16 protein-coding genes are annotated in these 21264 nt (G+C 41.7%); 5 read left to right on the forward strand and 11 right to left on the reverse strand.

Annotation, left to right across the window (positions count from 1 at the left end; all coding sequences use genetic code 11):
• Positions 1 to 26: 26 nt before the first annotated feature.
• Positions 27 to 4010, reverse strand: a complete 3984-nt coding sequence (locus BrL25_RS03455; protein ID WP_018673581.1) for an S-layer homology domain-containing protein — start codon at positions 4008 to 4010, stop codon at positions 27 to 29.
• Between the two features lie 384 nt (positions 4011 to 4394).
• Here BrL25_RS03455 and BrL25_RS03460 point away from each other — a divergent pair, with 384 nt between their 5' ends.
• Positions 4395 to 4598, forward strand: a complete 204-nt coding sequence (locus BrL25_RS03460; RefSeq protein WP_018673582.1) for a helix-turn-helix transcriptional regulator — start codon at positions 4395 to 4397, stop codon at positions 4596 to 4598.
• A 198-nt stretch (positions 4599 to 4796) separates the two neighbouring features.
• A complete protein-coding gene (locus tag BrL25_RS03465) occupies positions 4797 to 5279 on the forward strand; it encodes a small multi-drug export protein (protein ID WP_018673583.1) in 483 nt (160 codons plus the stop codon).
• A gap of 74 nt (positions 5280 to 5353) precedes the next feature.
• Here BrL25_RS03465 and BrL25_RS03470 read toward each other — a convergent pair whose 3' ends face one another.
• Both BrL25_RS03470 and BrL25_RS03475 read right to left on the reverse strand, forming a co-directional pair.
• Positions 5354 to 5686, reverse strand: coding sequence for a DUF1904 family protein (locus BrL25_RS03470; protein WP_018673584.1), 333 nt, complete (start codon positions 5684 to 5686; stop codon positions 5354 to 5356).
• A gap of 131 nt (positions 5687 to 5817) precedes the next feature.
• Positions 5818 to 6789, reverse strand: coding sequence for an aldose 1-epimerase (locus tag BrL25_RS03475; protein ID WP_018673585.1), 972 nt, complete (start codon positions 6787 to 6789; stop codon positions 5818 to 5820).
• 230 nt (positions 6790 to 7019) lie between these two features.
• On the opposite strand from BrL25_RS03475, the gene BrL25_RS03480 reads away from it, so the two are divergent.
• Both BrL25_RS03480 and BrL25_RS03485 read left to right on the forward strand, forming a co-directional pair.
• A complete protein-coding gene (locus BrL25_RS03480) occupies positions 7020 to 8273 on the forward strand; it encodes a hypothetical protein (protein WP_018673586.1) in 1254 nt (417 codons plus the stop codon).
• A 50-nt stretch (positions 8274 to 8323) separates the two neighbouring features.
• Positions 8324 to 8755: an EamA family transporter gene (locus BrL25_RS03485; RefSeq protein WP_018673587.1), complete on the forward strand. Its 432-nt coding sequence runs from the start codon at positions 8324 to 8326 to the stop codon at positions 8753 to 8755.
• A 147-nt stretch (positions 8756 to 8902) separates the two neighbouring features.
• Here the strand turns inward: BrL25_RS03485 and BrL25_RS03490 are convergent, their stop codons facing one another.
• Positions 8903 to 9262, reverse strand: coding sequence for a hypothetical protein (locus BrL25_RS03490; protein ID WP_026315319.1), 360 nt, complete (start codon positions 9260 to 9262; stop codon positions 8903 to 8905).
• Positions 9263 to 9370: 108 nt separating this feature from the next.
• On the opposite strand from BrL25_RS03490, the gene BrL25_RS03495 reads away from it, so the two are divergent.
• Positions 9371 to 10585: a helix-turn-helix domain-containing protein gene (locus BrL25_RS03495; protein ID WP_018673589.1), complete on the forward strand. Its 1215-nt coding sequence runs from the start codon at positions 9371 to 9373 to the stop codon at positions 10583 to 10585.
• On the opposite strand, the gene BrL25_RS03500 is transcribed toward BrL25_RS03495, so the two are convergent.
• The 7 genes from BrL25_RS03500 to BrL25_RS03530 form a co-directional block, all read right to left on the reverse strand.
• On the reverse strand, positions 10551 to 12119 hold the full coding sequence (locus BrL25_RS03500; RefSeq protein WP_018673590.1) for a site-specific DNA-methyltransferase: 1569 nt from the start codon (positions 12117 to 12119) through the stop codon (positions 10551 to 10553). The two genes, BrL25_RS03495 and BrL25_RS03500, sit on opposite strands and share 35 nt — an antisense overlap.
• Before the next feature lie 254 nt (positions 12120 to 12373).
• Positions 12374 to 13132, reverse strand: a complete 759-nt coding sequence (locus BrL25_RS03505) for a metallophosphoesterase family protein (protein ID WP_018673591.1) — start codon at positions 13130 to 13132, stop codon at positions 12374 to 12376.
• A gap of 201 nt (positions 13133 to 13333) precedes the next feature.
• Positions 13334 to 14176 (reverse strand): PIG-L deacetylase family protein, encoded by an 843-nt coding sequence (locus tag BrL25_RS03510; RefSeq protein WP_018673592.1) that lies wholly within the window; start codon positions 14174 to 14176, stop codon positions 13334 to 13336.
• A gap of 50 nt (positions 14177 to 14226) precedes the next feature.
• The gene (locus BrL25_RS03515) at positions 14227 to 15213 is read right to left on the reverse strand and encodes an N-acetylglucosamine kinase (RefSeq protein ID WP_018673593.1); all 987 of its coding nucleotides are present in this window, start codon (positions 15211 to 15213) and stop codon (positions 14227 to 14229) included.
• A complete protein-coding gene (gene argH / locus BrL25_RS03520) occupies positions 15210 to 16730 on the reverse strand; it encodes an argininosuccinate lyase (RefSeq protein ID WP_018673594.1) in 1521 nt (506 codons plus the stop codon). Before argH ends, BrL25_RS03515 begins: the two co-directional genes overlap by 4 nt.
• Before the next feature lie 99 nt (positions 16731 to 16829).
• On the reverse strand, positions 16830 to 19376 hold the full coding sequence (locus BrL25_RS03525; RefSeq protein ID WP_018673595.1) for an NEW3 domain-containing protein: 2547 nt from the start codon (positions 19374 to 19376) through the stop codon (positions 16830 to 16832).
• A 148-nt stretch (positions 19377 to 19524) separates the two neighbouring features.
• Complete coding sequence (locus BrL25_RS03530) at positions 19525 to 21207, reverse strand: ABC transporter permease (RefSeq protein WP_051088616.1); 1683 nt, start codon at positions 21205 to 21207, stop codon at positions 19525 to 19527.
• Positions 21208 to 21264: the final 57 nt, after the last annotated feature.

Raw genomic sequence — 21264 nt, forward strand, 5'->3', positions numbered from 1 at the left:
GTTTTCGCTTTTGTTTCATCCAGTTCCTACTTGACTTCAGCAACAGCCGGAATCAGTTTTTGCATTGCCATGACACGAGCCATCAAGATAGCTGCATCACCGCGAAGCATGTTAGCTTTCGGCTCAAATATATAACCTTGTTTCGGGTCAATCGGATCTACTGGAGAACCGATGATCAGTTTTTTCTTGGCGATTTCCACTACAGCAGGAGCTGCATATCGATCAACCAATGGTGCATCCTTGAACAATTTTGTTAAGTTTGCAGTTGTTTTTGCTGCGTTGGTTTCCGTTTTTAATTTCAACGCACGCGCTAAAATAACGGCAACCTCTTCACGAGTAATTTTACTATTTGGTTCGAAAATCTTCGGTTCTTTACCGCGAACGATTCCCAAACGCGCTGCTGTTTCAATGTGACGGTAGTCGTACTTCTGAGTACCATTGTAATCAAACGGTACATCCACAAACGACTGACTTGGCGGCTTTTCTACTAATGGAAGCTGCAAGGCACGCACGATCATCGCTGTAAATTCACCACGTGTCGTTTCTGTATCTGGCTTAAATTCCACTTCGTTATCCGCTTTAATAACTCCTTTAGCAAACATTGCTTCTACTTGGTTGCGTGCATATTGATGAGTCACAACATCTACAAAGGAATCGTTTAGCTTAGCTACTACATAATAGCCAAACTTATCAAATGGAACCGTGATCGTTTTCTTGCTCACATTCACCTTACCGCCAAGATTTTCCCAGAAGAACTTGTTCGGGTCATATCTCATTACGGTTAGATGATTAGCTGCATCCGAAACAACATTCGCATCGTATGCAAGCTCTAACGTACCGCGTTTGTTTGGTACAAGCACGCGATTTACAGGAACATCGTTGAAATTATACAGCTTCAGGCTATCTGTTAACGCACGTGGCATGATTGGTAGCATACCATATGGATACGGATCATAGTCTTCCTTTGTACCTGGATCATCAGCTAAACCTGCATCCATCCAGAATACATTCGATGCTTTTACAAAATGTGTATCAAAGGAATGCTCGAAATCACGACCCAAGTCCTTAATCACATCATCAAAGTTTTTCGGTCTTTCTTGTAGATAATCAAAACGGTCAACAACGCCATCCTCTTTGTTAGAAATTCCGTATAGGATGTTATGGCCCTTGAAGACTTGACCTCTCAAATTCTCTGGTACGTTATAATCGTAGCGAACCAGATACGTATCTTTCGGGAATGTCAGGTTTAACTGCTTTTCGAAAATATTCGTTTTCGCAGTCATTGGTGCCATATGTTGCGCGCCTGGGATAGTACTTAGTGCATAGAATACCTCGAACGAATCATTTACGACATCGCCGTTAGCACTCTTCACCGTAAAGCTAATTTTGTTCGCCTTGTTAGGTTTTAGATCTGTAATGACCGCTCTAAAGGCGTTCGGGTAATCAATTTTTCCGTCCATATCGCTGTCATAGTCCACTTTTGTCGCAACATTATTTTTGCCAAATGTAATACTATCCGCTCCTGGTGCATCAATTACTACTTCAACAAAGTTTTGATTCAAGGTTGCTTGACGTGGCAGGATAGGTCGAACAATGTCATACATTAAGCCTGGCGCACGAACTTCTAAGCGAGCAGTTGATTTGGAAGTACCATTTACCCCGTTATTGTAGACAGTAAAGGTATAAACTAGTTTTGTGCCATCCTTAGGTAATTCAATATTCGATAGAATGAACGTAAAGTATTTTTTGTCCTTCAAATACTTAACTTCCAAATTGTCGACTTCTTTGCTTCCCCAAGTGTCTTTTCCATCAATTAATAATTTGTTCTTTCCTAAAATCCATTTTTTGTCATACTTATCATCAGAAGACTTGATTTCAAGTACATATTTTGGTTCATTACCAGCTTCAATATCTTTCTCCATATCATTAAGTCTGGCTTCGATACCGGCAGTTGAATCTGGCAGATCAATAAAATCAAAAGTACCAAAGATATTCATTTTCTTTTCTTTAGTTGTATACACTCCGTCTTTTCCAGTAAAGCGATTGTCTTTAGAAGGCTTCTCTGTTGCATAAGGGTAGATACCTTCCGTACCGCCTTTTGGAATTTCAGGATAGTTATTGGATAGCAGTGTAATTTTGTACGTTTTTTCGTACAGGACATTGCCTTTTTTGTACTTGAAGACCAAGGTATTTTGACCTTCAATAAAGCTAACCTTTGTACCAGATTTCATTTTAAAGTGATAGTTGTCACCTTTTGGTTCTAAAGGAATATCGCTGTTATTCAAAGTCAGCTTGATCGTACCGTTTGTATAGCTAGCTGCATCAAGCTCTACATTGCTAACGGTACCCTCAAATTCTTTCATACTAGAAACCAGCTTGTCTTCGTAACCAGTAATCGTTGGATCATAATCAAAAACCTGACCGTCTTTAATCTTGGAAAATTCTTGAACAGGTCCAGAAGCTGATGTCACTTGAATGGAATAACTATCATTACCAGTTGTGCCTTCAACCTCAATCTCTAGCGTTTGTGTCCCATTAACTGGCAATTCTCTAATTGTGAACCAGAGACGCTCACCGCGAATTGTTCCCGTAGCGGGACTAACAGTAACTGGAACTTTACCACCGCCTTGTCCAATCGCATGAACGGTGATTTTATTAACAGCACCTAGATTTTTAGTTAATAGAGCAATTGAGAATGGCAATTTATTGATGGTAGTATTCGCATCAAATTTATTACCTTCGTCATTTCCGGTCGGTATTTTGTCCGATTGGATATACTCTGCACCTGTAATTTGGAACTTGCTGTCATCCTTGATGGTATAGCCAAAATCGCTGTTTGTATCGTATACGCTAGAAGCCTCTTTATTTGACTGCACTGGATTAAATCCATCCATCGCCACTGTGTAGCGCTTGCCAATCTCAAATGGGAATACTGCTGGTGCTCCTGGCTTTGGTGCTGCTGGATCATCAGGTGGATTTCCTTCAAGTAACTGATTACCTTTAAAGGTATAGCGGTAATGATGATACTCAGCCCCGTCTGGCTGCTTGGTTAACTCTGCATCCTTGAACGTGATATTCGCCTTTGCAGTACCAGATAGGCTGCCTTCAAAGAAGCGAACCTTCATAATTTCTACTGTACTCGCAGCCGGAGTAAAGCTACTGTCCACAGGTATCATCAAATCACCTGTGAAGGTAAAGTCAGCAGGCTGTGGTGTACCTTGAGACAAGATCATTGGAAAATCTTTTAAATCATAATCATTTACTTTACCTGTTGAATCAGGTACGGATACTTTTGTATCAAAAAAAGTAGCTGATCCATCAAAATAAATGACTTCTCGTTTTGATTCAATAACCTGATCTTTATTGGTCAATTTGAATGTAAGGACGTTCTTTCCTTTTTTTAATTTCAACTGACTGATAATAAAGTAGTTATCTGCTGATTCATTTACAAATGCTGAACGTGAGTCTCCGTCGCTTTCCACGATTACCTTTGTAACGTTAGGAGCATTCCCCTCAATTGTAAAAATGTCGTTACTAGTTGTAAAACGCTTTGTTACAACCGTTGCATTTTGTTCGTTCAAAGGTAGTTTTTGTGAACCCGATTTGAACTGTAGGTTATACAAAAGTGGCGTATCAATATAGGTCACTTTAATCGAAGAAGTTATCTCGGAAGCACCATTCTTCCCACGAAACGTAATTGTATTTTCACCTGGGAACAATTCAATGTTTGCAACACGAATCCGTCTACCGTCATCTGAAACGATAACTCCCGTCGTCTTTTGTGGACCCTCTGTTCCGTTTTTCGGTGTTACCGTGTAACTAACGCCAATGGGAGAAACCTGATTTAATGTTCCCTCAAGAGATAGATACTTGTAATTAACGATCTCAGGGAGATTTTCAAATATAAAGTTATTCCCGCTACTAGCTGCACCTACGCCCATCGGATAAAACGGAATCACGGTCAGCATCATGACTAACGCTAACAGTGCGTGCAATATCCTTCTGGTCATTCGTTCCCCTCCTCTAGTTTTGCTGTGTGTTTCTCCTCAAAGAAAAACATACCCATTTCTTTATATCGGTAAGAACGTTGTAAATATTAAGGTTTTTAGCTTTATTTTTCAGCAAAAGAAAAACTTCTATCTTCCAAATTTATTCCAATCCTAGCATCCAAACATGGAAAACAATCCTTCACGGTCTAAAGACATACCGTATCAAAGTGGAAGCTTTCATTATAAAACATAGTAAGCCTCAAACCTATTCAAGCCTGTTTCCCCTCCAGGTGGATATCTTACGTTTTATGACAAGAAAACATAACAATATGCAACTGATTGTTGACATAATGCAAAGGATTATTTACATTAAACATAAGATTTGAAACAGAAAGGATTTTCTGAATGTTAGAAAACAGAGTACGGGAGCACCGGGCTCGTCTGAAATGGTCTCAGCAGGATTTGGCTACTGCCATAGGCGTGACCCGTCAAACGATTGGTCTGATCGAAAAAGGTGACTACGCTCCTTCAGTAGCACTGGCTCTAAAAATGGCACATGTCTTTCAGGTGTCAGTAGAAGATCTATTTCAATTGACAGTGGAAGGATAACTCTCATGTACCACGTTTCATGCGCTCTCCCGTGTTTCCTATTTTGTTCAGTCTTAATGTATTTTTGTGTTCTATGTAGGTTGTACTCGCACTGGCCCAGCGACGTCTTCCATAAAAAAGAGGCTGTATCGATATTCGCGGTAATTCAAACAACATTCAACATTAGATGATCACCAAGATCAGGAGGAACTATCAACTATGAATCTACTTTGGCCCTATTTCATTATTTTCCTATTTGCCGCTACTCCCATGTTTGAGCTTATTGCCATGATTCCGATTGGGATTTTTGCTGGACTGAATCCCATTTTGGTTTCCTTAGTAGCGCTGGTGGGGAACGCAATTACAGTTTTTCTACTTATCTTACTAATGGAAAAAGTTCAAATGTGGTTGCAGAAAAAGCGTGGTGACAAAGAACCTAGCAAACGTCAGCAACGTGCAAAACAGCTCTTTAAGAAGTATGGATTACCTGGGCTATCCATTTTAGGACCTGCTCTAGTCGGAAGTCATCTTACTGCAATAATGGGAATGTCCTTTGGGGCAACCCGTCAAAAAATGTTGCTGTGGATTGGTATTAGTCTTGTCGCATGGACAGGGTTAGCAATGATCATTGGGTATTTTGGGGCTGATCTTATGAATATGGGTGAGCAGAATGGATTTTTGATTCGAATGCTACAGAAATAGTTCGTTACATAATATTGCTCTAAAAATCAAAAGCCTGAGGGATATCATGTTCCGCAGGCTTTTGACTATATCACTTAATCAAAACATCGTTTGCCATTCACATAATAGCTATTGGTCTCAAAAGTACTAAACGCAATCTCCACTTCCGATATCCCCTGCGCCAAAACATGTCTAGATACGCATTCCGCAAAGCGATCCCTTACCTCTGTTCCACGTTCGAACCAATACACGTGGATAAAGGGATATCTTTCCACTCTCTTTCCTTCAAAGATAGAGATAGTTGGTATGCACTCCATGATGAAATTGTCTGTTCCACAATCACAAATCTCTGCTAACTCACGAAGCAAAGACTCGCTCATGTTGCATGCCTGTTCGGTAGAAATCCCACGTAATAATAATTGAGGCATTTCCCTTCCCCCTTTTTGTTCTGTACCTTGCCCTTTTAGATAAAAGCGAGGAATACATCTATATCGCATTCCTCGCCTACATGTACCAAGTAAATGTAATTTGACAAACTTCCAAATATCACAAGAAATACTTACAGTTTCTCTACACGGAAAGAATGTGTAAAGACGAATTGTTCCGCTGGCCCTAGACCACGAGCACCCGTCTGTTCTGCTACATCTAAGTTAAAAGCATCTGTGACAGCCGTATATGGCTCAAGAGACACACTTGTATTCCAGCTTGGTTGGAAGACTAACATGAATGGGAATTGATCGCCAAATTCATAAACGATTTTATGATTAGCTTGTTGGTCAATCAGTTGGCAGCTGGTGGTTCCATCCTTTACTGTGACAAAGGCATGATCGCGACCTTTTGGCATGTCAGGATAGAGAAGCCCCTTCGTTAATTGCTGGCACAGGTCAGTTGGGGTGGGAGCACCATCTACGAATCCTTCCTCGTTTACCGGCCACTCTAGCTTTGAGTCAACCTGCATCACTGTTTGTTGTTCGTGACCTTGCTTCACGTTGAAATAGGGATGGAATCCTAACATAAACGGAGCAGCTACTTCGCTCTCGTTCCTCACTTCCCCTTCCAAACGCAGTACGCCATCTTGTAAAACATAAGTAAATCGGAACACCAAACGTGCCTGAAATGCTTCCAATAAATCTGGATGATCCGCAAAATCAAATTCGGATACGACGAATGCTCCACGATCAGCTTTTGCACCGCGATCTATAACGTTCCAAGCACGTACGCGTAATTCTCCGTGAGAATGGTGCTCGCCTTTATTTAAGCCTAGTTGATATTTTTTCCCGTTAAAGGAAAAGCTTCCGTGTCTAATTTTATTGGGCGGAAACAGAATCGGATTCCCGAATCGTGCAGAAGCATCTTTAATCATGGATATTTTTTCAGGTGATACAAATACTTCTTGGTTATTCACTGTAAAACGAAATAAATTATTTCCGAGCCCCGGCACTAGATGAGCTTCCGCTGGATATTCTGCATCAGTCAGGACATATGTTATGTAATCGTCTATTTTGCGTTCTGCTACTTGATATCTTGTCATGACAATCTCCTTTCCCTCTGTAAAGCATCCACAAATGTGTAATGACTCGACTTACATCATCATTGATGTTCTATCATTTTGTAGTGTAACGCAATCCGAAATTAGAACACAAGCAAAAGCGATAAAAGGGCCAATTGCCTGAAAGGGGCTACTAGCTGGAAGCCACTTGATTTCATATGGTACGATTTCCAATAGAGAACTAGTGTAAAATGACAGGAGGGAATGACGGCATGGGTTACACTACTTATGCCACATTGCTTTATCAGATAGATAAAGAACATGTGCAAACGATTCTAAAGCAAAATAACATCAAATCCTACCTCTATCCGATAAATGAGAGCTGGACAGCAGTCATGTTATCAGATGAAGAAGATGGAGGTGACGAATTCGCTGCCTACATCTCGGAGATTACTGGACAGCTAAGCATGTATGTAGCTAGTCTGCCCAATCAGGCTTGGGGATTTTCCTGCTATTTAAACGGTGAAGCTTTGGTCTCCTGGTTCATTCAGTATAATGATGTCGCTTCTGATCTTCAATTGGAAGGTACACTATCCACCTTGTCTGATTGGGTAACATCCCCGTCAAGCTTTGAGAGGTTTATGAACTACACGCTACAAAATGAATCAGAGGAGAAGGCACATGAAGAAGCTAGAGCACTATTTCTTCAAGCCTTTGATATAGCCGATGTGGAAGGCTGGTCCTTCGCATATCTATCCAGACAAACATCTCAATTTCTGCAACAGCATCGTATCCTTGTAAACAAGTGTCGGCGCTCACCTGTTCGAGTAAAAAAAATGATCAAGGCTTGCTTGCAGGAACAGTTATTCAAAGCTGGATTTGTTCTGTCTGAAGCGGTACCTACTCCAAACCAAGAGGGTGGAAAAAAAGGAGGGGAAGTCCTCGAACAGTTTGCTTTTTATCGTGCAACTCCTGCTACAACGAATACTGGTTTGCTCCTAACGTTTCACAAACGACAACGGAAGTTCACTGTTCTTTTACAACATGCGAACTATGGCAGTATTGATCTTTGGACCTGGTCTGAAGGGAAATGGGGTCGTACACACGGTGTTGCTCAGTGGAGAAGCTATGCAGACGAACAAGAGCTGGTGGAGTTTTTATATGAAGTGGTTCATCTATTTGTGGAATATGGCCCCACTTTCTTCCAGCAAATCGATCATAATCTGGAGGTATTTTCACCTCGTGATCTCTTACTTGACATTGCGGATAAATCATTGATATCTCGCGGATTCTTACGTGAATCAACCGACGAACACACCATCTATGTAAATGATCAATATGAAATATCATTTACACATGCAACCTACCCACGTCAGCTATTTGGGCGTTTTCGTCATGTGTCGGAGCCAACATCTTGGCACAATCTTCACCCATTTTGGCTTGATCAATGCTATTATTGTACAAAAACAGAATTTATTCACCTTTTAGGGCACATGCTTCAGACATTTGAACGTCAAACAACCTAAGTGCTATACATAAGTAATTCTCATTTTATACATCAAAGGTGGTTCTTTCTATGCAGGCTTGGTTGATTTTTGCATTGTTATCTGCCGTAATGGCAGCATTGGTATCTATTTTTGGCAAAATTGGTTTAAATCAAGTGGATGCAAATACAGCAACTGCTATTCGAGCTGTTATTATGGCCTTATTTTTACTTGGTGTGGTTCTTTTTGAAGGAAAATGGAATGCCATTGGCGAAGTTATTGCCAACAAAAAAGCTCTTTCCTTTATCGTACTAAGCGGTGTAGCTGGAGCATTATCGTGGTTGTTTTATTTTGTGGCCTTAAAGTACGGGAAGGTCGCACAAGTTGGTCCCATTGATAAATTAAGCGTCGTGTTGGCTGTTGGCTTAGCCTTTGTATTTCTCGGCGAACGAGTTAGCTTAATTGGTGGTATCGGCATTGGACTAATTGCCGTTGGAACTTTATTAGTGGCATTTGGTTCGTAACCATACCTTGTTATTGCCTGATGCTTGTCAGGCCTTTCTTTTATGACCGAAGAGAACGTATATTCCTGTATATTCACCCTATAAAAAAAGCGATCTTGGCACGATAGCACAAGATCGCTACAGAATAATAAGCTCCGGCTTTCTAGCTTATACTTTCTCCACTCGACCACTGCGAATAAGCCAAAGATGCAAAAAATACTCGGTTATCCCAAAAAAGACAGCGTAAAAGAAAATACCGTCCATACCCATTTTAGTTCCACTAAAGATAAATTTAGTAAAGAAGACGACAACCAGACACATGATCATATCAAGAAGAGTCGTTAACCATAATGTACCAGGTTGCAAAAACATTAATTCCATTAACTGACCAAGAAGTGCTACCACCACACCTGCTACCACAGGTTCCCACCAATAAGGATAATAAATGCCACCATATACATTATCTAGTAGCAGAAATAAAAAAGGAGTTATCACAAGTTTTATCCAAAATCCACTCAACGATTTCACACCTCCTCTATCTACTTTCTTAGCCTTGTTATAAACAAATTTAAGGATTGTATACCTTGTTTGGGCTACTTTTTGGTAAAAATCTGTGAGGAAAGAAGGGGTCGACTCATGAGTACTTTATTTCAAGATAGTATGTATTACGTCACTATCGGCGAAATCATTCGCAATTATCGGCAACAAGCCAACCTTTCAATCACACAGCTTGCCCACATGACTGGGATCAGTAAGGGAGTTATCTCAAAAATTGAAAATGCTGATACTAGGCGGCCAGAATTAAAAACATTGAAACCCCTCGTCGAACATCTCAACATTCCCTATACAGAAATTATTGAGGCCTATTTATTGGTGGAACCACGGCTTGAAATTTTAGAGGAACTGTTGGAGGATGCCCTCTTCATAGGTAATTTGCAGCTCGTTCGTAAAGTTGCACTAAGTTATTTAAAGTCTCCTCAGGAAGAGACCGATCGTCTGCTTAGAAAGCTATATGAACAAACGCAACAAGTAAAAGACATTGTATTGAAACAAACTCTATACGATCTTATGGCTCAGTATGCGAGAGATCACGGCTTGCTCCAGCATTTGGCCCAGCTTTTTCTCCAGTTATATTTGATGGCACAACAAAAAGAAGCGGACTTCGAATCCGCCTTTTACCTAGGAAAAAATGTGTTATTTTATGCAGCTCTCCTACCTGTTGAGCAACAAATTCAGCTATATCAACATATTAGTATGCATGCCTATCTGTTATGCCGTTATGATGAATCCATCTTGTATAGTAAGGAGCTATTGCAGATTGCTCAACGTAAGCCTGCTCACTCGATATATGCGTACAGCACCTTATTTTACTCATCGTATGCATTGGAAGATTTCCAGGGGGCGAAAGAGGCTTTTATGTGCTATAGCCAAATCTCCCGTACCTCCTCCTCTGAGCATTATAGACTAATGAGAGCATTACTGGAGTATCGAATAGGCAACAAGGCAACTGCTATTCGGCAGTTAAAAAAATGTCTAACGCTTGCTAGTCGTAAAACCAGTCTAGTAGTAGTCAATCAGCTCATCGAAATATACTTAGACTATGGTCACATATCGAATATTTCCTCTTTGCTTGAAGATAAAGCCCCTTGGAACATCCAACCCGAGACCTATTTAGAAAAAAGAAGCTATGGCCATTTTTATCGTTTATTAGGTCAATATTATCAGCAGTTAGGTGAGTTTACGCAAGCGGAACAAAGTTATTTGCACAGCCTTATTTGTTATGGTGATTACCATCCACAAGGCAAACAAGAATGCCTTAATCGGCTACTGTATCTGTATCAACACCGTTAAGAGTAATGACGTGAAATCCATAATCAGTCTGCTGGCTCCCTGTTTCCTGTAAAATCTGTTCTCCTGCACGTCTAATACGCTCCTGACCTAGCTCACAGATGGTTCGGTAGCCGTGTTGGTAGGCTGTGGAAGTGACCGGTATAGCTTCTGGCAGTTGAATCATGATAAATTTACGCTTTCCATTATCCTCTGCATTAAGCTGCATCACAGCATGGGCCGTAGTGGATGAGCCTGCAAAAAAATCCAAGACAATGGATTCTTTATGCGTTACAATCTCCAACACCTTTTTCATTAATCGTTCGTCTTTAGGAAAGGGAAAAAGCTGACCACCCATTAGCTGTCGCAGGCGTTTCATCGCCCTTCTGCCATCATGATAAAACACGCTATACGGAACCTGATACTCTGTGTGATGTAAATAACGCTTTATACAGGGGATCGTTGTTTCATCTATACCAAAATGTATCAAATCTTCCTGTAAGAATTCGTTCATACGTTTTTCAGTATAAGCCCATCCTCTCGATGGAACCTTAACTGTTTTTTTTGTAATTGGATGCAATATATCATAGACAGGCCCCCCTCCGCCTGGCCAAGAGATGTCTCCTGGAAAGTAAACACCGTTAGCGTCAATTGCGGAATAATGGCTGTGTTGCTTCGAGGGATGATCGTCTGGTAATGCCCTGAACCATTTTTTTAATTCAAGACTCGCGTCTCGAAATCGTCCTTTATACTTTTTAGTGAGCTGCTTCCCTTGCTTATAAATTTCCGCCAACCCCGCTTTTTTCTCGCGCCAGACCTTTCGGTGTTGTTGAAGATAGCTTACATTTTTTCCATATACCAATATAAATTCATGTGAGATGGATATAAACTTAGCGTCATTTTTTCTCCCTCCACTCCAAACAAACTCACCGAGATAATTTTGCTCACCATAAAGCTCATCACAGATAAGGCGCAGATTTGCAAATTCTTTTGAATCAATACTAATGAGAATGACCCCGTCTTCTGTTAATAGTTGACGTGCAATCGCCAAGCGGGGGTACATCATCGTAAGCCAATCGTTATGCATATTTTCTCGCCATTGTTGATCAAACCTAGAAGAGTGTTTATGGGCGATGATATTGCTCTTCGTTTTCCTGTGGTAATTATCTTTATAAATGAAGTTTTTACCTGTATTATACGGCGGGTCTATGTAGATGCATTGGATTTTACCTGTATATGTGTTGCATAGAAGTCGTAATCCATCTAAATTATCGCCTTCTATATACAGATTTTCTGTTTTGCTAGCATTTTTAGAGCGTGGTACATTCAGCATGGGAGTGGACAAAAAAGCTGGCTTCTGAGATCCCTCCTGTAAAGCAGTCTTCTTGTTTGGCCAAATCAACCCGTATCCATCATCGTGTAAGGTATCCTCCCCAAACAGTTTTAACCATTCGTCCCTTACCAGAAATCCTTGATGCATCAAGCTAGGGAAATGCTCTATGAGCTTTTTTCGATTTTCCCTTTGCCGCTCAAGCAGGTGTTGCTTTCGTTCCTCCACTTAGTCGACACCTCCACTATGCTATCAAACTTACTTCTATTACATTCTCTGGATACATATTCGTCATTTTCAATTTTTTTCCTTTCATAGAGCAGTGTCTACAAAAGACGGATGACCTATGAGGCCTAGTCATTCATTTTCAAAAAATTACCTTTTGCATGTATTTGCAGATGTTGATTTTCGGGGTGATTTCATAAAGAAAAGGCTGCTTTCCCATTTAGGAAAACAGCCCCTCCCTCTTATCATGATGAAGATTAGATCGTATATACCTTGCGACTTGGCAATTCCAGACAGTGTAATTTACCGCCGTACACACAGCCTCCATCAATTCCAATAATCTTATTTTTTCCAAAATAAACATCCGTACTACCATCTGGATGCAAATAGTTCGTAGATGTATGACCAAAAACCACCGTCTTTTCTCCCGCATATCCATTATGAAATTCTTCACGTATCCAGATCATTTCTTGCTCGTCCATTTCCTCCAATGATTTGTTTGGACTCACTCCTGCATGGATAAAGATGTATTCCTCTGTCTCATAATAGAGTGGCAATTGTTCTAGGAAACGAATATCCTCTATTAACTGCTCGGGTAATTCCAGTTTAACCCCAGGTGCCTCTTTCTTTGGCAATATTTTGGGTGGCTCATTTGAGCCTATTCCTGGTCTGATCACCTGTTGTAAGGCTTCTTCTTCTGTTAATGGCAATTCAAAACCGTAGGGACGTAATGTTGTAGGTGCATGATTACGCATCCACCTGCCCATCCAGAATTCATTGGCGATGGTTAAGGCTTTAATCATCATATCCTCATGATTTCCTTTTAGGGCAATAGCTCCTGCTTGAGTTAGTTCCTTTACTTTAGCAATGACTCCCTTGGCATTGGGCCCACGATCTACGTAATCACCCAACAGGATGAGTTGATCCTTATCTGCATGGTAATTAGCTTTCGCCAGCAATTGCTCCATTTTATCTAATTCTCCGTGAATATCGCTCATTACCAGAGTACGTTTCATGCTGTCTCACTTCCTTTATCTGTCTGGGGTATGGGGAGTTCATGTTTCCATTGTATTACCTTACATGAGCAAGGAGAGGGCGGCAAGGTTTATTCAGAAAAAAGGTAACTTTCAAAACATAAATACAAACAGAGAAACATATAAACACACGAATCGTTTTGTATATCATCCCATGATTACAATAGGTAGCATAGTGCTAGCTTACTCATCCCAATTCTTAAAAAAACAAATGGTCGGTACACTGGCGACCTGGAGCTTGGGATCATGCTCACCTTTCGTAAACGCCTCTACTGTATTTATATGCTTGATTGATCGATTGGCAAACTCATTTCGTCCCTGTGAACGTATAAGTGTGTAATATTCATAAGGGTCTATTACAGAAAAATCACCCTGTAGCACCCCAGGAAATGCTTTATTAACTGAGTATTCCTGACTCTTGTATTCCTGCAATGCTTTGCCTTTTTGATTTTTATATTTTGAAATATCAACCTTCGCGGTAATAGGGAAAGCTGCTTGTGGAGCACACTCTGTACAATGATCATAATAATGTGGAATAAAGACATAATACAAATCGGGATAGTCTTGTGGGGATGCTTGTGCTTCAAAGCGTTTTACCGCGTTTTCTACCGCAAGAGAAAGCGCAATATGATCAGGATGCCCTGTAACTCCATCTGGTGGAAAGGTGATGATGATCTCCGGTTTCATAGAAAGTAACGTCTGAAGTACGCGCTCTGCCAACACGTTTTGGTCCATCTGCGCAAGCCCGCCATCTGGATAGCGATATAAAAACAAATCGGATACTCCCAAACAGCGGATGGCATTGGTTAATTCGTGCTCACGCCAGACAGCTAGTTCTTTTTGGCAGGTGATCGAATACGGTCCGCACTTCCCTTTATCTCCTGATGTAGCTGTCACCAAATAAATATGATGCCCTAATTCACTATATTTCGCCATGGTTCCTGCGCAGGCAAACGATTCATCATCAGGATGTGGAAAAAGAAACAGGAGGCGTCTTTTTTTCGAATTTCCGATAAAATAACCCATGCTACTTCCTTCCTTTTCTACCCTTATTTCATTTGAATGACAGTAGAATCTTAGTGATTCCTCATGGCAGAAAACCCCATAGCAATTACGCCTTTAATGGGTTCTTGCTCGTTATCATCCACGATTGCTTTTGGAGCATGCTTACTAATCAATTGAATAAGCTTTTGTCTCACAATTGGCTCATGCTTCAGCACGCCTCCTTGTAAAATAATAGGACAAGCTTGTTCTTGTAGATCAAGCTGATCCATGACTGTTTTTATACCTGTAAACAACTCATCTGCGGCTTTTTCCAAAATCTTATGTGCCGTCTGGTCCCCTTGTTGCGCTGCTATACTTACAAGGCGGGAGAGTTCACCCACTCTGTCCACCGAATATGTCCTCTCATTATAGACCCAGTGAAAAAGCTGTTCTACATCATCCATTTGCAAATAAGCAAGGATTCCATCTGTTAGCAATGTAGTATCCGAGCGACCATCTGATGCTCGAAATATAGCGGTTAACGCTTGATTACCGATCCAATAACCACTTCCTTCATCACCTACTAGATGCCCCCAGCCCCCTACTCTGCCTCTCTTCCCATCCGTACCAATACCGCAAACAATGGACCCTGTACCAGCAATGGCCAATATACCAGGCTTACCACCTGTGGCACCTATAAGGGCAGCAACGCAATCATTTTCAACTACCAGTTGCTTTATTTGAATGTTCAGACCAAAAAGCACTTGGTTCACTAGCTTCAATAGGATAGCTCGATCGTAGGAAGTATCCAGACCAGCTAAGCCAAAAACGGCGCAGTCTACGTGTAGAGAAGCGTTTGTTTGAGAGTGATCTTGTAACTGTGGAGGCATGGCTTCATTCATTGCTCTTCGAATTGCCATTTTTAACTCATATGTAGCTGGCTCTACACCTTTTCCATGATAGTTACATGATCCAGCCCTTCCCGTTCCCAGTACCTGCTGGTTGTAGGTAAGTAGCATCGCCAAGCTTTTTGTGCCTCCTCCGTCTACTGCTAGAAGAGGAATATGCCATTGATTCATGTGTTTTCACTCCATGTTGACAGGGTATAATCCAATTGCGACAAGGCGGTTTGACAACGCAATGTTGCTGTCTGCCACCAGTCTTGCATCAGCTTCTGTGTTGTTTTTCGAGCTTCAATCATACGTATCATTTCTCTAGGGCTAGGACCACCCGGTAAAGAACGAATGGTAACAAAATGTACAGGATCAAGCGCTTCAGCAAGCTCTGCCTCAGTTAGTAGTACTTCTCTTTTAATCACTTGTTGAGCTGCTTCATTTACCATATGAAGGGTTACTTGATCAGCTGTCATTCCTTGTTTGATCGCCTGCTGCACTACATAGCTGACAATATGATGCGCGGTTCTAAAAGACAGCTTATCCGTACGGACTAATGTATCCGCTAGTTCGGTCACTGTGGCAAAGCTTCCCTTAACACGTGCCAAGAGAAACTCTTTATTGATTTGCATCGTTGTAATCACAGCCATCAATAAATGATACATGTTATCCAAAATGGACAAACTTTTCCATACGTACGGTTGCATGTCATCTTCTGTATCAACAATATCACCAAACGGGGTGTTATGCATCATCGAAAGCACAGTATTGGTTGTACCTACACAACTGGATAATAAGGCACGCATATGCTCCAATGAAACGGGATTGCGCTTTTGCGGCATAATGGAGCTGACTTGCACATATGGATCGGCCACTCTCACAGCACTAAACTCTTGTGTGCACCACAACAGGAAATCCTGTACCGATCGGCCAAGATTGATCGCCGCTAATTGAACTGCCAGCATCGCCTCACCAAGATAATCTGCTCCACTAATGGCATCGTAAGAATTTTCCACCATTTCATCAAAACCTAATAATTCTTTCATTTGAACGCGACTAATCGCAAAGCCAGAAGTGGTCAGGGCAGCCGCTCCCATTGGACTTCGATTACAATTTTCGTAAGCAGAACGTAATCGACGTAGGTCGCGTTCCAGGGAATCTGCCATCGCCATTACATAGTGAGCCAAAGTGGTTGGTTGTGCCTGTTGGGTATGAGTATAACCAACCATGATGGTATCAATATTCTCCTGTGCAACTAGTAACAAATGTTTATGCAAAAGCATTCCAGATGAATACGTTGCCAGTAGCTTCTCCCTTAGCACCATCCGATAAATGCAAATTCCCATGTCATTGCGGCTACGAGCAATATGTAAATTGCCAGCGATGTCACCTGCCAGCTCTAGCAACTGGCTTTCCACCTGAAAAAATAGGTCCTCATATTCACCTGTGTAACTAGACTGACGTAGGGTGTCTACATCTAGCTTCTGTAATGCATACGCGATTCGTCTCGCTTCCTCCATAGAAAGTAAGCCCTGTTCTTTTAGCATGATTACGTGAGCCTTATTGATGGCCATCATGGGGGCTAACAGATGGACTTTGGCTTCTTCAAAGGCTGGTTCTAGAACTACCTTAGCATAGGTTTTCCCTGGGAAGCTGGTTCCTTCCTTAGCGTACATTTTCGCTTGTTGAGCTTGAAAATTCATGTTTGATACCTCCTTGTCTATTTTAGTGGGTCTTGTATTCCACATCCGTGGGTCTCCTTTAGATTGAGACCCCTCACGGATGTAAATAAATAGACTGCTTTATTGCTTCAAACTGATCATATTAACAAACATGCGAATTGCACCTGGCACTAAACTAGGTATTTGACGATACCAGACCAAGGAGCTGTACGTGTAGGTTCCTTTGCCATATTTCGCAGTAAGATAGGTACCTGTGAACTCCTTCTCTTTGGCATCTCCATTGCTTATTAACTCGATATACTCTTTGCCACAAGCAGATGGATTGTAGGCAGAGCGATCCTGAACCCAATGATTCCAGTCCTGTACAGTAATTCTGTTGGGAGTTGTAAATAAAGGGTGTTCTGGTTGTAGCATCGTCACTTTGGAATTTTCATCCGTAACACGCCACTTTATAAGCGGTTGCCCAATTGTAATGGGATAAGGAGCCAGATCAGGTGTCCATTTATCCTCGGGTTTATGATACAAAACGACAAGATTACCACCATTCTCTACGTATTGAAGTAGACGCTTATTACTTGGGATCAGCTCTGGGCGGAACCCGTAAGCGCGTATCCCAAGCACAATTGTGTCATATTGCTCTAAATCGCCTGATTCTACTGCTTTTGCATCCAAATTGACCACGTTTATACCTAATTGCCGCAGATACTGATCGATTTGATCAAAACCACTAGAAATATATCCTACCTTTATATTTTTTGTCAGTTGCAGATCAAAAGCTTGAATGGCAAGTGTAGCAGGATGGATGTAATAGGTGGTGCCAATGTGTGGATATGTGATGACTTGCACGTTTTCTTGACTCTGTAAGCCTTTTGCGCTGGCTTTTGCTGTGACCTCGTACGTACCGTTTTTTACTCTTTGGGACGGGGTTACCTGAAATGAAACGCTTTTGGTTTCCCCTTTATTAGCAAAGATGAGTTTACTCGACGCTGGCTTCGCAATCCAGCCGGCTGGTAACACAAGCGAGATGGTTGGTTCACAAGCACCTGTCGTATTGTTTTTCACCGTAACATTGACTGGAATTGATTGATTTTGCTGGAGGGTGTTTAACACAGTAGCATCCGGGCTAAGCGATAGAGAAAATGGTGGCAAGATCCCCACCGTAGCTTGCGGTACAGCATGTAATGTCGCATCCTCTCCAAAAGCACTATAGGTAATATCACTAGAGAAGATCGGTAAGCGGAACGGATGAAATTTGACTGCATGTTTTGGAATATGTACGTCATAAGTTACTGATATGGTCTGATTGTAGCCCACCTGTCCAAACGTCGTAGGTCCAGTCGCGTTCACCTTCCATCCTTCTGGTGTCTTTAGCGATATCCTTACATTTTTAATGGCGACCTGACTGCCATTATATGCTGTTACCGTCACTTTAGTCGTTTGCCCAGGAATCAGCTCATTGCTGGCAGTTTTTACTTTGCCCACCAACGACAATGCCTCTGCACTCGCTTTATTTAATTGGCGTTCTTTTATCTGTAATCGATGAAGCACATCCCCCATGCTTCTTGCATCTAGATCAGTTGATTTAGCCTCCTTGATCGTATCTGTTACATCCTTTTTCATTTGATGTATTCCCGTAGCCACTTTCAAAAAGTCAGGATATGACCTGAGAATATGTTCTGCATCGCTTTGTAGCTGATGGATTTTTTGGGATAACCGACCTCCTAGCTTCTGTTGAGCAATCTCTTTTGACCAATCCTCAAACGTAGTGGAAATTCCCTCAAACAAATCTCCTTCCTTCTGCTTTATCGGCCCAACTGATTTGGCTAGCTTGTAGTAAACGAAGTCCGGTCCTTCTTCATAGTGACGTCCCATCCCCTGACTTTTGTGCATAAAACGTGATTCTTCCCCCAACTGCTTGTAAGAGGCTCCATATATTTGGTCGTAATCACCTATAGGAACCCGAACTGTATAATCCTTAACACCTGCTGGTAGATATAGCTTTTTAACCTGCCAGGGTGATAATCCTGCTTTTACTTGTTCAGGAAATACAGCCGGGTTAGCGGCATCTTCAAAAGCTCTCACCGTAATCACATTCATTGCACGATGATGGCCGTGAGTAGACTCTTCATTGAGAAAAGCAGGGATCACTACATCGGGGCGAACTTGACGGATATGACGAATCAAACGTTCATAGGTATTCTGTTCACCCCATTTTTCTAATGTTTCATCAGGACTTTTAGAAAAGCCAAAATCATAAATCTGATCATTCATTTGTTCACTGAGATTGATTAGATTTACGTTAGTAATTTTGGATGCTTCTTGTAATTCCCGCGTCCGAATAATGCCTAGCGAATTACCTAGTTCACCACCGATCTCATTTTGCCCACCTTCTCCACGATTGGCGATCAGGCTCGTTGTCTCTATTCCTTTGCCTAAACTAAGATACGCAAGCGTAGCGCTGTGCTCGTCGTCTGGATGAGCACCGGTATTCATCGCGCTTGCCACCGTAGTCAACGGTAGAATCGCTTTCCATAAATCAACAACACCTCGATCGGCATGAACGGTCTGTGAAGGGGGTAAGGTTACTAGTGAAGCAATAAGAGCTATGCTGGTGAATCCTGCAAACCATGTAAAAAACGGACGGAGATATAAAATTCCTGTTCTCAATGGATTTTCCCCCCTTATTTGAGGTCATTCTTTTTTGAAAAAACCTGTAATGATACTTGATGCTTTTTCTTGGAATCCTATGCGGGTTCGCCATGTAATCAAACTAGTTCCTATTGGCTATTATTGCTTCTCCCCCTCCTCCTTAGCCCTAAACGGCTGAGCTAGCTTGATCTTTCGTCCATTTTTTGGAAAGGAACAGAACAATGATAATCAACACAATCTGCAAAACACCATATGCGCAAGCTGTACCGAATTCAAAAGAATACATGCGCTGGAATATCTCTACGGAAATTGGTGTGGAGCTTGTAGTGAACAGCAGGATAGAAGCTACAAATTCCCCGATTCCCTGCACAAATGCCAATAATGTCCCTGCTAAAATTCCACGTAACGCCATGGGAAATATGACACGTCGGAAGCTGTACCACCAGGAAGCCCCAAGATTACGTGCCGCTTCCTCTACTGAATGGTCCGTCTGCATCAACGTAGCTGAGGTGGAACGAAAGACTAACGGTAGATGACGTACAAAATAAGCCAAGGGCAAAATCCAGATCGTTCCCACCAAAACCTGATTAAAACCAAATGGATGCGGCTGGCTGAAAGCAGCGAGTAAGTTAACACCCACAACGGTGCCAGGCAATGCCCACGGAAGCATAATCAGGACATCAAGTAAGGTTTTCCCTCTAAATTTCAGTCGGATCATAGCATAAGCTGCTGCTACTCCAAAGATGGCATTACCAAGGGTGGCAATGAAACTCATCTCAAAGCTAGTAAAAATTGGCCTCCATGTTTTACTGTCCGTAAACAAATCGAGATAATGAGAGAACGTATAAGCTGGCGGTAAAACCTGTACTGTCCAGGTAGCATCTACTGAGAAGGATAGAAGCACAAGCACAAGAATTGGTAGCAGCAGAATAACAACACCAATCGTAGAGAGTACCATTGCTGTATACAGACCGGCTGTACTTTTTACCTCTGTCCGATGTATACTAATGCCTTTGCTCTGATTCTGATAATTGCGTACACCCTGATACCAGCGCATCAATAGCAAAAACAAAATTGAAACGATCGATAATATAGTAGATTGTGTTGCTGCCATATCGAGATTGCCGTTCGTGCGAGATAAATAGATTTGCATTGTCATCGTGCGATCAATCCCAAAGATAAGCGGAGCTGTATAGGAGGCCATTGCAATCATAAATACCAGCAAAGACGACGCCACAATAGCTGGTGTCAGCATAGGCAAAATGACGCGCTTCCAGACGATGACCCGATTGGCACCAAGATTGGCTGCGGCTTCTTCAAGTGAAGGATCTAGCCCTTTTATTGCGGCTGAGACCGTCATGTAAAAATACGTATACATGGTAAAAGTATGGACAATCAGTACACCCCACATGCCTTTTAACGAAAAAGGTACCTGCTGAAGCTGAAATAATTCTTGTAAGCCTCGGGGAATAATGCCGCTCTCTCCATATAAAAAAGTAAAGGAAAGCACCCCAATCAGAGGGGGTAATGCCATCGGAACCATGGCTAGTACAGACAAGATTTTACGCCCTGGAAAGTCATAGCGTTCTAATAGAAATGCCAAGCTTATCCCTACGATTCCACAGGTAATCACACTAAGTACCGAGATGTATAAGCTGGTCCAAAGAGCTTCCAGATTTGCCGTATGCTCCAAACTAAAAAAACGAGCATAATTAGCAAGCGTGAACTGTTTGTCTATATTCATACTTTGGAAAAAGGTCTTCCCTAACGGATAAACAACATAGGCAAGTAAGATTAGAAATAAAGGAGCAACTAGAACATAGACAAAAGAGTTGGAGGACAAAAGCATGAAGTGGCGTTGTTTAGTAGCTTGTGGTACCGGTTCATTTCGCAATGATTTTGGTCG

It is taken from the genome of Brevibacillus laterosporus DSM 25 (assembly GCF_002706795.1).
GTDB lineage: Bacteria > Bacillota > Bacilli > Brevibacillales > Brevibacillaceae > Brevibacillus_B > Brevibacillus_B laterosporus.

Coding starts and splice junctions, on each gene's coding strand:
- BrL25_RS03455 (WP_018673581.1), bottom strand. CDS start 4,010: ATGACCAGAAGGATATTGCACGCACTGTTAGCGTTAGTCATGATGCTG.
- BrL25_RS03460 (WP_018673582.1), top strand. CDS start 4,395: ATGTTAGAAAACAGAGTACGGGAGCACCGGGCTCGTCTGAAATGGTCT.
- BrL25_RS03465 (WP_018673583.1), top strand. CDS start 4,797: ATGAATCTACTTTGGCCCTATTTCATTATTTTCCTATTTGCCGCTACT.
- BrL25_RS03470 (WP_018673584.1), bottom strand. CDS start 5,686: ATGCCTCAATTATTATTACGTGGGATTTCTACCGAACAGGCATGCAAC.
- BrL25_RS03475 (WP_018673585.1), bottom strand. CDS start 6,789: ATGACAAGATATCAAGTAGCAGAACGCAAAATAGACGATTACATAACA.
- BrL25_RS03480 (WP_018673586.1), top strand. CDS start 7,020: ATGGGTTACACTACTTATGCCACATTGCTTTATCAGATAGATAAAGAA.
- BrL25_RS03485 (WP_018673587.1), top strand. CDS start 8,324: ATGCAGGCTTGGTTGATTTTTGCATTGTTATCTGCCGTAATGGCAGCA.
- BrL25_RS03495 (WP_018673589.1), top strand. CDS start 9,371: ATGAGTACTTTATTTCAAGATAGTATGTATTACGTCACTATCGGCGAA.
- BrL25_RS03505 (WP_018673591.1), bottom strand. CDS start 13,132: ATGAAACGTACTCTGGTAATGAGCGATATTCACGGAGAATTAGATAAA.
- BrL25_RS03510 (WP_018673592.1), bottom strand. CDS start 14,176: ATGGGTTATTTTATCGGAAATTCGAAAAAAAGACGCCTCCTGTTTCTT.
- BrL25_RS03515 (WP_018673593.1), bottom strand. CDS start 15,213: ATGAATCAATGGCATATTCCTCTTCTAGCAGTAGACGGAGGAGGCACA.
- argH (WP_018673594.1), bottom strand. CDS start 16,730: ATGAATTTTCAAGCTCAACAAGCGAAAATGTACGCTAAGGAAGGAACC.
- BrL25_RS03530 (WP_051088616.1), bottom strand. CDS start 21,207: ATGCTTTTGTCCTCCAACTCTTTTGTCTATGTTCTAGTTGCTCCTTTA.